General features: G+C 59.9%; 11 protein-coding genes. All 11 read left to right on the plus strand.

Annotated elements, in window-relative coordinates:
* The first annotated feature begins 148 nt into the window (after positions 1–148).
* The 11 genes from ACIQY3_RS24300 to ACIQY3_RS24350 all read left to right on the plus strand — a co-directional run bounded on the left by ACIQY3_RS24300 (position 149) and on the right by ACIQY3_RS24350 (position 11,823).
* Entirely contained in the window at positions 149–1,141 is a 993-nt protein-coding gene (locus ACIQY3_RS24300; RefSeq protein ID WP_403024613.1) for a D-cysteine desulfhydrase, read from the plus strand.
* A 319-nt stretch (positions 1,142–1,460) separates the two neighbouring features.
* Positions 1,461–2,261 carry a cystine ABC transporter substrate-binding protein gene (tcyJ, locus tag ACIQY3_RS24305; RefSeq protein ID WP_403024616.1) on the plus strand — a complete coding sequence of 267 codons (801 nt, stop codon included), beginning with the start codon at positions 1,461–1,463 and terminating at the stop codon, positions 2,259–2,261.
* A complete protein-coding gene (gene tcyL, locus ACIQY3_RS24310) occupies positions 2,261–2,926 on the plus strand; it encodes a cystine ABC transporter permease (RefSeq protein ID WP_403024619.1) in 666 nt (221 codons plus the stop codon). The genes tcyJ and tcyL overlap by 1 nt, the downstream gene beginning before the upstream one ends.
* Before the next feature lie 4 nt (positions 2,927–2,930).
* Positions 2,931–3,686, plus strand: a complete 756-nt coding sequence (gene tcyN, locus ACIQY3_RS24315; RefSeq protein WP_403024622.1) for an L-cystine ABC transporter ATP-binding protein TcyN — start codon at positions 2,931–2,933, stop codon at positions 3,684–3,686.
* Positions 3,687–4,163: 477 nt separating this feature from the next.
* A complete protein-coding gene (locus ACIQY3_RS24320) occupies positions 4,164–4,928 on the plus strand; it encodes a hypothetical protein (RefSeq protein WP_403024624.1) in 765 nt (254 codons plus the stop codon).
* A gap of 391 nt (positions 4,929–5,319) precedes the next feature.
* Entirely contained in the window at positions 5,320–6,561 is a 1,242-nt protein-coding gene (locus tag ACIQY3_RS24325; RefSeq protein WP_403024626.1) for an SfnB family sulfur acquisition oxidoreductase, read from the plus strand.
* Between the two features lie 23 nt (positions 6,562–6,584).
* On the plus strand, positions 6,585–7,778 hold the full coding sequence (locus tag ACIQY3_RS24330) for an SfnB family sulfur acquisition oxidoreductase (RefSeq protein ID WP_403024629.1): 1,194 nt from the start codon (positions 6,585–6,587) through the stop codon (positions 7,776–7,778).
* Positions 7,778–9,136 (plus strand): LLM class flavin-dependent oxidoreductase, encoded by a 1,359-nt coding sequence (locus ACIQY3_RS24335; protein WP_403024632.1) that lies wholly within the window; start codon positions 7,778–7,780, stop codon positions 9,134–9,136. The genes ACIQY3_RS24330 and ACIQY3_RS24335 overlap by 1 nt, the downstream gene beginning before the upstream one ends.
* A 119-nt stretch (positions 9,137–9,255) precedes the next feature.
* Entirely contained in the window at positions 9,256–10,065 is an 810-nt protein-coding gene (locus ACIQY3_RS24340) for a MetQ/NlpA family ABC transporter substrate-binding protein (RefSeq protein WP_403024634.1), read from the plus strand.
* 2 nt (positions 10,066–10,067) lie between these two features.
* Positions 10,068–11,189, plus strand: coding sequence for a methionine ABC transporter ATP-binding protein (locus tag ACIQY3_RS24345; protein ID WP_403024637.1), 1,122 nt, complete (start codon positions 10,068–10,070; stop codon positions 11,187–11,189).
* Positions 11,179–11,823: a methionine ABC transporter permease gene (locus tag ACIQY3_RS24350; protein WP_054047844.1), complete on the plus strand. Its 645-nt coding sequence runs from the start codon at positions 11,179–11,181 to the stop codon at positions 11,821–11,823. Before ACIQY3_RS24345 ends, ACIQY3_RS24350 begins: the two co-directional genes overlap by 11 nt.
* Positions 11,824–11,837: the final 14 nt, after the last annotated feature.

The raw sequence follows: 11,837 nt of genomic DNA on the forward strand, positions 1-11,837 counted from the left end.
GACGGCGATTACTTTACGGCAAGGGCTCGAAGCCGAATTAAGAACCAATTGTGCTGTGTTCAATACATTCGGATATAAGCGATTGGCGGTTGCCCGTACAAATAGGCGTGCCTATAGTCCTGACATCTCTTCCCGCCAGTACGGACCCATGATCAAACAATCGCTTGCCCGCTTTAACCGCCTCGACCTGCTCGGCCATCCCACCGCCCTGGAAAAACTCGAACGACTGTCGACCTGGCTGGGCCGCGATGTGTACGTCAAGCGCGATGACCTGACGCCGTTGGCCATGGGCGGCAACAAGCTGCGCAAACTCGAATACCTGGCCGCCGATGCACTGGCCCAGGGCGCCGATACCTTGATCACCGCCGGCGCGCTGCAATCCAACCACGTGCGCCAGACCGCCGCCATCGCCGCCAAACTGGGCCTGGGTTGTGTGGCACTGCTGGAAAACCCGTTGGGCACCGACGACGCCAACTATGTCGGCAACGGCAATCGGCTGTTGCTGGACCTCTTCGAGGCCAAGGTCGAACTGGTGGAGAATCTCGACAACGCCGACGACCAATTGCAAGCCCTGGCCGATCGCCTGCGCAACAACGGCAAGACGCCGTATGTGGTGCCGATTGGTGGCTCCAATGCGTTGGGCGCTTTGGGTTATGTGCGTGCGGGCCTGGAATTGGCCGAGCAGATCAAGGACACCGGCCTGAAGTTCGCCGCCGTAGTCCTGGCGTCGGGCAGTGCCGGGACCCACAGTGGTCTGGCGCTGGCCTTGAGCGAAGCACTCCCGGATTTGCCAGTGATTGGCGTGACGGTGTCCCGCAGCGAAGAAGATCAACGACCGAAAGTCCAGGGCCTGGCCGAACGCACGGCGGAACTGCTGGGCGTGAGCCTGCCGAAGAATTTCAAGGTTGAACTGTGGGACGAATACTTCGGCCCGCGCTATGGCGAGCCGAATGCCGGGACGTTGTCGGCGGTGAAACTGGTGGCGGGTCAGGAAGGTTTGCTGCTCGATCCGGTGTACACCGGCAAGGCCATGGCCGGGTTGCTGGATGGCATCGGTCGTGGGCGTTTTGATGATGGCCCGATCATCTTCCTGCACACCGGTGGGGCGCCGGCGTTGTTTGCCTATAAGGATTTTCTGTAAGCGATGATCGATCGTTCCCACGCTCTGCGTGGGAATGCAGCCCGTGACGCTCCGCGTCACTGGACGCGAAGCGTCCCTTGAGGCATTCCCACGCAGAGCATGGGAACGATCAGCGTAGGAACGTACATATACATAAAAAGAATAACAAACTGAATATTTAGTATTTTCCTATCTATTAACACCGTCATATAGTCGCGCCGCAGGCGAATTTGGCGCGAGACGCATAAGCTGCTTTAGGGCAGGATATCGCAATCGTTCAAATCCCGATTTTGCCAACATTCCTAATAGCGTCTTCCATAAGAAAACACAGGGGCTTGTCATGAATTTTTCCGCACTACGTCGAAACCTGCTGGTTGGTTCGCTGGGCCTGGCACTGAGCGCCGGCCTGTTGGGGCAAGCGGTTGCCGGTGAGCAGTTGCAAAAAATCAAGGACGCAGGCGTGATCAACGTCGGCCTGGAAGGCACTTACCCACCGTTCAGTTTCGTCGACGCCGACGGCAAACTGGCCGGCTTCGAAGTCGAGTTCTCCGAAGCCCTGGCCAAAGAGCTGGGCGTGAAGGTCAAACTGCAACCGACCAAATGGGATGGCATCCTCGCGGCGCTGGAATCCAAGCGTCTGGACGCGGTGATCAACCAGGTGACCATCTCCGAAGAGCGCAAGAAGAAGTATGACTTCTCCGAGCCGTACACCGTTTCCGGGATTCAGGCGCTGGTGCTGACCAAGAAGGCTGCGGAACTGAACATCAAGACCGCTGCTGACCTGGGTGGCAAGAAAGTCGGCGTAGGCCTGGGCACCAACTACGAGCAATGGGTGAAAGCCAACGTGCCGACCGCTGACGTGCGCACCTATGAAGATGATCCGAGCAAGTTCGCAGACCTGCGTAACGGCCGCACCGACGCCATTCTGATCGACCGCCTCGCCGCCCTCGAATACGCCAAGAAAGCCAAGGACACCTCCGCTGCCGGCGAAGCCTTCTCCCGCCAGGAAGCCGGTGTTGCCCTGCGCAAAGGCGAGCCTGAGCTGCTGGCTGCCGTGAACAAGGCCATCGACAAGCTGCGTGCCGACGGTACGCTGAAAAAGCTTTCGGAAAAATACTTCAGCGCTGACGTCACTCAATAATGGAAGAAGCTTTCCAACTTGCGCTGGATTCCGCGCCCTTCCTGCTGAAGGGCGCGTACTACACGGTCATCCTGAGCCTCGGCGGAATGTTCTTCGGCCTGGTGATGGGTTTCGGCTTGGCGTTGATGCGCTTGTCGCGCTTCAAACTGGTGAGTTGGCTGGCCCGCATCTACGTGTCGTTCTTTCGCGGCACGCCGTTGCTGGTGCAGTTGTTCGTGATCTATTACGGCTTGCCGCAATTGGGCATCGAACTCGATCCACTGCCGGCGGCCCTGATCGGCTTCTCGCTGAACATGGCGGCCTACGCCTGTGAAATCCTGCGTGCCGCGATCAGCTCCATCGAGCGTGGCCAGTGGGAAGCCGCCGCGAGCATCGGCATGACCCGCGCGCAGACCTTGCGCCGGGCCATCCTGCCGCAAGCGATGCGCACGGCCCTGCCGCCGCTGGGCAACAGCTTTATCTCGCTGGTCAAGGACACGGCGCTGGCCGCCACCATCCAGGTGCCGGAGTTGTTCCGCCAGGCGCAATTGATCACCGCCCGCACCTTCGAAATCTTCACCATGTATCTGGCCGCCGCCCTGATCTACTGGATTCTGGCCACGGTGCTCTCGCACCTGCAGAACAAGTTGGAAGAGCGGGTCAATCGGCACGACCAGGAGTCCTGACCCAATGATTGTCGTGGAAAAACTGACAAAGCAGTTCAAGGGTCAAGTGGTGCTCAACGGCATCGATCTGGAAGTGAAGGAAGGCGAGGTCGTGGCGATTATCGGGCCGAGCGGCTCGGGCAAGACCACGTTCCTGCGTTGCCTGAACTTCCTCGAGGAACCCACCAGCGGCCGGATCAAGGTCGGCGACATCGAAATCGATGGCAGTCGCCCGCTGAACCAGCAGCAAGGCCTGGTGCGACGTCTGCGCCAGCACGTGGGCTTCGTGTTCCAGAACTTCAACTTGTTCCCGCATCGCACGGCGTTGGAAAACGTCATCGAAGGCCCGATCATCGTGAAGAAGATCCCGCATGCCGATGCCGTGGCCCTGGGTAAAAAACTGTTGGCCAGGGTTGGCCTGGCAGGCAAGGAAGACGCTTACCCGCGACGCCTTTCCGGTGGCCAGCAACAGCGTGTGGCGATCGCCCGGGCGCTGGCGATGGAGCCGGAAGTGATTCTGTTCGATGAACCCACCTCGGCACTCGACCCGGAATTGGTCGGTGAAGTGCTGGCGACCATCCGCAGCCTGGCTGAAGAGAATCGCACCATGGTCATCGTCACCCACGAAATGGGTTTTGCCCGGGACGTGGCGAACCGCGTGGTGTTTTTCGATAAAGGTGTGATCGTCGAGCAGGGCGAATCCAAGGCGTTGTTTGCCAACCCGAAAGAAGAACGGACGAAGCAGTTCTTGAGCAAGTTTCTGAATAACGCGCACAACTGAAACACTGATTTAAACTTGTTAACTTCCATGGAAGGAAGTGACATTTACCCGCCGACTCAATCACTTCACTACTCCCTCCACTTATACAAGTTCGCCTCTCAAAATGCGGTACATATGTATGTCCTGCAACAGAATCGGCCGACCTAAAATCAGTCATGACCCGGACAGCAGCCCCTCAAAGCATTGCCGTACCCGATGCGTAAATCGGGAGAAAACCGGGGTAAAGTTCGACGGATCAATGGCGTTTATTAACTCCGCCCCGTAGGAGATTTCTGAATAACACCGAATTCACCATCCAACTAACAAACTCTATTGACACCTATTCCGGCGCACTCTTATCTAGTCTGCAACAGGCGTCAACCACCCAACTCAATCGTTATTAACACGTACACATAACGAGCTTTTTGTTGCCCGGTAATTCACGCCTCTTGAACTTCCAGAAACGGACTTCGCTGCAAGGCTTCAAGGAGAAAACCCATGACAAGCACCTCAAACAAAACCGAACTTGCGGCCCCGACCCTGGCGCAATCCCACCGCAGCGGTATCAACATCACCTCGGCCGCCCACTTGCTGATCGCGGTAGCGCCCTACCCCGGCATGGACGAAGGCGATCTGATCGAACTCTACTGGGACGACTGCTACGTGGCTTCAAAAGCCCTGATCGACGACGACGTCAATCAACCCGTGCAACTGCGGGTGCCCGAGAGCTTCGTCATCAATGGCACCTCCCACGTCCACTACCGCGTCATGCAAATCGGGCAGGAACCGGCGTTGTCGCGAACGACGCGGGTGCAGATCAAGCTCGATTGCCCCGGCGGCCAGGCGCCTGCGTTGTCCGGCGATGAAAACCAGGGACTGGCCCCGGTGAACCTCCCTGAAACCATTCGCCGCCAAGGGGTCAACCCGAACCAGATCAAACGCGGCGTACCGCTGACCATCGAGCCTTACCTGAACATGGCCATCGACGACGAAATCACCCTGCAATGGGGCGATGTGCGCATGGACTTGCCGAAGCTCAAGGCGAGCGATATCGGCGAGCCGATCCAGGTCTGGGTGCCGCCGGCGATCATTCTCGAAGCGGGCGAAGACCTTCGTCTGGAAGTGACCTACTGCATCCTCGACCGGGTGGGCAATAACTCCCGCTGGGCGCCGCCGCGAATGTTGAAGATCGGCTGTGCCAATCCCTACCTGAAAGTGCCGCTGAAGGAAGAACTGAAGGCAGCAGAACCCCGCAAAAAGTGAAAACACCACTATCTCCCCTGTGGGAGCGAGCCTGCTCGCGAAGAGGCCCTATCAGTCAACATCCCTGTTGCCTGACCCACCGCCTTCGCGAGCAGGCTCGCTCCCACAGGGGTTTTCCGACTACAGAGGAGTCGAATCCCCGCGCCGACTGTTGCTCCACAAACAACTGTTGCCCTGCGGACAGACGCCCTTCTATGCATATTCCCAAAAGTTAGTTTATTAATTATTTATACGCGCTTAGGGTATATGCACCGGACCACCGGACATTCTTGATATTCGTTCGCCGCCACCAGCGCGGCGTTTCCATGAGATGTGAGGTAGGTATGGTCCACAACACAATCACCCCAGTGCAGATCGCCAGGGCATTGCGTGCAGCCAAGGAGCGGCACTGATGTCCAGTCTGGCAGAAGCCACCATCCAGAGTGATCTGGATATCGCCCCCCTGTTGTTGCCCGCGCAGGTTTTGCGCAACGACGCACAAGCCATCAAGGCTGCCCATGAGCTGGCGCAAACCGCCCGCCTGCAAGCGGCCAAACGTGACCAGCAGCGTAAGTTGCCGTGGTCGGAAATCGAACAGTTCACCCGCAGCGGCCTGGGCAGCATTGCCATCCCGCGCGAGTACGGTGGCCCGCAGGTTTCGTTCGTCACCATCGCGGATGTGTTCGCGATCATTTCCGCGGCGGATCCGGCACTCGGGCAGATCCCGCAGAACCAGTTCGGCATCCTGAACCTGGTACTCGGCAGCGCCACGGAATCGCAGAAAAAACAGCTATTCAAAAGTGTCCTCGAAGGCTGGCGCATCGGCAATGCCGGGCCGGAACGCGGCACCAAGAACACCCTTGAACTCAAGGCACGGATCACCGCTGACGGTGACGGCTTCGTCATCAGCGGCCAGAAGTTTTATTCCACCGGTGCGCTGTTCGCCCACTGGGTAGCGGTCAAGGCGTTGAACGATGACGGCAAGCAAGTGCTGGCCTTCGTCCGCCGTGGCACGCCGGGCCTGCGCATCGTCGATGACTGGTCGGGTTTCGGCCAGCGCACCACCGCCAGCGGCACCATTTTGCTCAACAACGTGCGGGTCGACGCCGAGCTGGTGGTGGATAACTGGAAGATCAACGACAGCCCGAACATTCAGGGCGCCGTGTCGCAATTGATTCAAGCAGCCATCGACGCCGGTATCGCTCGCGGTGCCATCGATGACGCCATCGAATTCGTCAAAACCCGCGCCCGTCCATGGATCGACGCCAAGGTCGAACGGGCCAGCGATGACCTGTACGTGATCGCCGACATCGGCAAACTGAAAATCGAACTGCACGCCGCCGAAGCGCTGCTGCGCAAGGCCGGGCAAGTGCTCGACCAGGTCAACGCCGCGCCGCTCACCGCCGAGTCCGCCGCCCGCGCTTCGATCGCCGTGGCCGAAGCCAAAGTGCTGACCACCGAAATCGCGTTGCTCGCCAGCGAAAAACTCTTCGAACTGGCCGGCAGCCGCGCCACCCTCGCCGAATTCAACCTCGACCGTCACTGGCGCAACGCCCGCGTGCACACCCTGCACGACCCCGTTCGCTGGAAGTATTACGCCGTCGGCACCTATCACCTCAACGGCACGCTACCCGCTCGCCACTCCTGGATTTAACGACCAGACCTCTGGAGAAACACATGACTCTTTCTCACCACGTCGCGGTCATAACCAGCGATGAGCAAGCCCTGATCGTCGCCAGTGACCTGGCCGAAGATTTCAAACGCGACAGCGCCCTGCGCGACCGCGAACGCCGTTTGCCGCACCCGGAACTGGAAGTGTTTTCCCGTTCGGGTCTCTGGGGCATCAGCGCGCCAAAAGAATACGGCGGCGCTGGCGTGTCCAACGTCACCCTGGCCAAAGTCATTGCCCTGATCGCCCAGGCCGACGGCTCCCTCGGGCAAATCCCGCAGAACCATTTCTACGCCCTCGAAGTGCTGCGGGTTAACGGCAGCGATGCGCAGAAGAAACGCCTGTACGCTGAAGTCTTGGCCGGACAGCGCTTCGGCAATGCCCTCGCCGAGCTCGGCACCAAGACGGCCCATGACCGCGTCACCAGCCTCACCCGCGACGGTGACGGCTATCGCATCAACGGCCGCAAGTTCTACGCCACGGGCGCGATTTACGCCCAGCGCATTCCGACGTCAGTCGTGGATGAAAACGGCGTGCAGCAATTGGCCTTCGTGCCTCGCGACAGCAAAGGCCTGACGGTGATCGACGACTGGAGCGGTTTCGGCCAGCGCACCACCGGCAGCGGTTCGGTGGTGTTCGAGGACGTGTACGTCGCCGCCGAAGACGTGATCCCGTTCCAAAGCGCTTTCGAACGCCCGACCACCGTTGGCCCCTTGGCGCAAATTCTTCACGCCGCCATCGACACCGGCATCGCCCGCGCAGCTTACGAAGATGCCCTGCATTTCGTGCGCACCAAGACCCGGCCGTGGATCGACGCGACCCATGAAAAAGCCATCGAAGACCCGCTGACCATCAAGAGCTTCGGCCACTTGGCTATTCGTCTTCACGCCACCGAAGCCTTGCTGGAACGCTCCGGCGAATTTCTCGACAAGGCCCAGGCCGAGATGAACGCCGAAACCGTGGCAGCCGCTTCGATTGCCGTCGCCGAAGCCCGGGCCATCAGCACCGAAATCTCCCTCGCCGCCGGCACTACGCTGTTTGAACTGGCCGGCAGCCAGGCAACCCTGATCGAACACGGTCTGGATCGCCACTGGCGCAACGCTCGCGTGCACACCCTGCACGACCCGGTGCGCTGGAAGTATCACGCGGTCGGCAATTACTACCTCAACGATGAAAACCCGCCGCTGCGGGGGACCATCTGATGGCCGACGCCAAAAAGAAAATTCTGCTCAACGCGTTCAACATGAACTGCATCGGGCACATCAACCATGGCCTGTGGACGCATCCACGGGACACTTCGACCCAATACAAAACCATCGAATACTGGACCGAACTGGCGCAACTGCTGGAGCGCGGACTGTTCGACGGTTTGTTCATTGCGGACATCGTCGGCGTATACGACGTCTACCAGAACTCGGTGGACGTGCCGCTGAAAGAGTCGATCCAGCTGCCGGTCAACGACCCGTTGCTACTGGTCTCGGCCATGGCTGCGGTGACTAAAAACCTGGGTTTCGGTCTCACCGCCAACCTGACTTACGAGCCGCCATATCTGTTCGCCCGCCGCATGTCGACCCTCGACCATTTGAGTCGCGGTCGCGTGGGCTGGAACATCGTCACCGGCTACCTCGACAGCGCCGCCAAGGCCATGGGCCTGAGCGAACAGGTCGAGCACGATCGCCGCTACGACCAGGCCGACGAGTACTTGCAGGTGCTCTACAAACTCTGGGAAGGCAGTTGGGAAAACGGCGCGGTACTTAACGATCCCAAGCAGCGGATCTACGCGCAGCCGGAGAAAGTGCACAAGGTCGAGCACAAGGGCGAGTTCTATCAGGTCGAGGGTTATCACCTCTGCGAGCCATCGCCGCAGCGCACGCCGGTGCTGTTCCAGGCCGGCAGTTCGGATCGCGGGTTGCTGTTCGCCGGACGCCACGCCGAGTGCGTGTTTATCAGCGGCCAGAACAAGCCGTCGACCAAGGTGCAAGTGGACAAGGTCCGCGCCAGCGCGGTTGAAGCAGGTCGCAACCCTGAAGACATCAAGGTGTTCATGGGTCTGAACGTGATCGTCGGCGCCACCGAAGAACTGGCCTGGGCCAAGCACGCCGAGTACCTGAGCTACGCCAGTGCCGAGGCCGGCGTGGCGCATTTCTCGGCGTCCACCGCGATCGATTTTTCCCAGTACGAGATCGACGAACCGATCCAGTACGTGAAGAGCAACGCGATCCAGTCGGCGACCAAGAACCTGCAAAACAACGACTGGACCCGACGCAAATTGCTCGAACAACACGCCCTCGGTGGCCGCTACATCACCGTGGTCGGCTCGCCGGAGCAGGTGGCCGATGAGCTGGAATCGTGGATCGCCGAAACCGGCCTCGACGGCTTCAACCTGACACGCATCGTCACGCCGGAAAGCTATGTGGATTTCATCGATCTGGTGATTCCGGAGTTGCAGCGTCGTGGCTCGTACAAAACCGCCTACGACAGCGGCAGCCTGCGGGAGAAGCTGTTTCACGGCGAGGCGCATTTGCCTGAGCAACATACCGGCTCCACGTTTCGCCGCTAAAAGCTTCGCGAGCAAGCCCGCTCCCACATTTGGAATGCGCTCCCCTGTGGGAGCGGGCTTGCCCGCGAAGAGGCCCGCCCAAACACCCAAAATTTAATGCACTGACTGGAATAACCATCATGACCAAGCACTACCTCTCTCACCCAGTCAAAGCACTGGCCCTGGCCCTCGGCCTCTTCAGCTCCATCACCTTCGCCGCCGACGCGCCGCTGAAAGTCGGCACCACCGCCGCGTTCGCCATTCCGCTGGAAGCCGCCGTCGAAGAGGCCTCCAAACAAGGCCTGAAAGTCGAACTCGTTGAGTTCACCGACTGGATTGCGCCGAATGTCAGCCTCGCCGCCGGCGATATCGACGTGAACTACTTCCAGCACGTGCCGTTCCTGGAAAACGCCAAGGCTGCCGCCGGTTTTGACCTGGTGCCATTCGCGCCGGGGATCATCAACAACGTCGGCCTCTACTCGAAGAAATACAAAAGCTTCGACGAGTTGCCAGAAGGCGCCAGCGTCGCCATCGCCAACGACCCGATCAACAGCGGTCGCGGTCTGCAACTGCTTGCCAAGGCCGGGCTGATCACCCTCAAACCGGGGGTCGGCTACAAGGCCACCGAAGAAGACATCATCGCCAACCCGAAGAAGATCAAGATCCTCCAGGTTGAAGCCGTGCAACTGGTGCGCGCCTATGACGACGCCGATCTGGTCCAGGGCTACCCGGCCTACATTCGCCTGGCGAAGACCTTCGATGCCGGCTCGGCGCTGCTGTTCGACGGCCTCGATCACAAGGAATACGTGATCCAGTTCGTGATCCAGCCAAAAAGCAAGACCGACCCGCGCCTGATCAAATTCGTCGACATCTACCAGCATTCGCCAGCCGTGCGTGCCGCGTTGGATAAGGCCCACGGCAAGCTGTATCAAGCCGGTTGGGAAAGCTGAAAATGACGGCCGCGATCCAACGGCGACTGGATACTCCAGAGCCCCATAAAGCCGCACAGACTGAATTGCGCCCGGACCTGAACCGCGCCCACGTGCGCTTCATCGGCCTGGGCAAAACCTACAACGGTCAGCAAGGTCCGGTGGCGGCGTTGCACGGTATCGACCTCGCGATCCAGCGCGGTGAAGTGTTTGGCATCATCGGCCGCAGCGGCGCCGGCAAGTCATCGTTGATCCGCACCATCAATCGCCTGGAGCAACCGAGCACCGGGCGCGTGCTGATCGATCAGATCGACATCGGCGAGTTCGATGAAGACCGTTTAGTCGCGCTGCGTCGAAGGATCGGCATGATCTTCCAGCACTTCAACCTGATGTCGGCCAAGACCGTTTGGCAGAACGTTGAGTTGCCGTTGAAAGTCGCCGGTGTGCCCAAGGACAAACGCGAGCAGAAAGTCCGCGAACTGCTGGAACTGGTGGGTCTGCAAGAGAAGCACAAGGCTTACCCGGCGCAGCTGTCCGGCGGGCAGAAACAACGTGTCGGCATCGCCCGCGCATTGGTGCATGACCCGGAGATTCTGCTGTGCGATGAGGCGACGTCGGCGCTGGATCCCGAAACAACGCAATCGATCCTCGGCCTGCTGCGCGAGATCAATCAGCGCCTCGGTTTGACCATCGTGCTCATCACCCACGAGATGGCGGTGATCCGCGACATCTGCGACCGCGTCGTGGTGCTCGAACACGGACGTGTCGTCGAGCAAGGGCCGGTGTGGGAAGTGTTCGGCAATCCGCAGCATGAGGTCAGCAAGACCTTGCTCGCGCCGCTGCAACACGCCTTGCCGCAGGAGTTGCAAAGTCGCCTGCACGCCCAACCGCAATCGTCGGACGCTGCCGTTGTGCTGCGTTTGCAATTCACTGGCAGCGCGACCGACGAACCGGACCTGGCCGCACTGTTCGCTGCCCTCGGTGGCCGCGTGCGTTTGCTTCAGGGCGGCGTGGAACGGATTCAGGGGCACGCGCTGGGGCAACTGCTGTTAGCGGTGACCGGATCATCGTTGAGCGCTGAGGAACTGCGTCAACGCGCGGCAAACTGGGCGCAACAGGTGGAGGTGCTGGGTTATGTGGTTTGATCGCTTGCTTCAAGGCTTTATTGACACCTTCCTGATGGTCGGCGTGTCGTCGCTGATCGCGCTGCTGGCGGGGATCCCGATGGCGGTGATCCTGGTTACCAGCGACAAGGGTGGCATTTACCAGGCGCCCGCGTTGAATCGCGTGCTGGGCGCGTTTGTGAACCTGTTTCGCTCGATCCCGTTTTTGATTTTGATGGTGGCGCTGATTCCGTTTACCCGGTTGATCGTCGGCACCACTTATGGTGTGTGGGCGGCTGTCGTTCCGCTGACCATCGCCGCCACGCCGTTCTTTGCGCGAATTGCCGAAGTCAGTTTGCGCGAAGTCGATCACGGCTTGATCGAAGCCGCGCAGGCGATGGGCTGCCGGCGCTGGCATATCGTCTGGCATGTGCTGTTGCCTGAGGCGCTGCCAGGGATTGTCGGGGGGTTCACCATCACGCTCGTGACGATGATCAACTCCTCGGCCATGGCCGGGGCGATCGGTGCCGGCGGGTTGGGGGACATCGCGTATCGGTATGGGTATCAGCGCTTTGACAGCCAAATCATGTTGACGGTGATTGTGTTGCTGGTGGTGTTGGTGGCGATTATTCAACTGGGTGGGGATCGGTTGGCTCGGGGGCTGAACAAACGCTGATCTTTGATATAAGC

This window comes from Pseudomonas sp. NPDC096950, assembly GCF_044762525.1.
Lineage (GTDB): Bacteria > Pseudomonadota > Gammaproteobacteria > Pseudomonadales > Pseudomonadaceae > Aquipseudomonas.

Excerpts from the sequence above, each read along its gene's own strand:
- ACIQY3_RS24345 (WP_403024637.1), top strand. The coding sequence starts at position 10,068 with ATGACGGCCGCGATCCAACGGCGACTGGATACTCCAGAGCCCCATAAA.
- tcyN (WP_403024622.1), top strand. The coding sequence starts at position 2,931 with ATGATTGTCGTGGAAAAACTGACAAAGCAGTTCAAGGGTCAAGTGGTG.
- ACIQY3_RS24300 (WP_403024613.1), top strand. The coding sequence starts at position 149 with ATGATCAAACAATCGCTTGCCCGCTTTAACCGCCTCGACCTGCTCGGC.
- ACIQY3_RS24320 (WP_403024624.1), top strand. The coding sequence starts at position 4,164 with ATGACAAGCACCTCAAACAAAACCGAACTTGCGGCCCCGACCCTGGCG.
- ACIQY3_RS24330 (WP_403024629.1), top strand. The coding sequence starts at position 6,585 with ATGACTCTTTCTCACCACGTCGCGGTCATAACCAGCGATGAGCAAGCC.
- ACIQY3_RS24340 (WP_403024634.1), top strand. The coding sequence starts at position 9,256 with ATGACCAAGCACTACCTCTCTCACCCAGTCAAAGCACTGGCCCTGGCC.
- ACIQY3_RS24335 (WP_403024632.1), top strand. The coding sequence starts at position 7,778 with ATGGCCGACGCCAAAAAGAAAATTCTGCTCAACGCGTTCAACATGAAC.
- tcyL (WP_403024619.1), top strand. The coding sequence starts at position 2,261 with ATGGAAGAAGCTTTCCAACTTGCGCTGGATTCCGCGCCCTTCCTGCTG.
- ACIQY3_RS24325 (WP_403024626.1), top strand. The coding sequence starts at position 5,320 with ATGTCCAGTCTGGCAGAAGCCACCATCCAGAGTGATCTGGATATCGCC.
- tcyJ (WP_403024616.1), top strand. The coding sequence starts at position 1,461 with ATGAATTTTTCCGCACTACGTCGAAACCTGCTGGTTGGTTCGCTGGGC.
- ACIQY3_RS24350 (WP_054047844.1), top strand. The coding sequence starts at position 11,179 with ATGTGGTTTGATCGCTTGCTTCAAGGCTTTATTGACACCTTCCTGATG.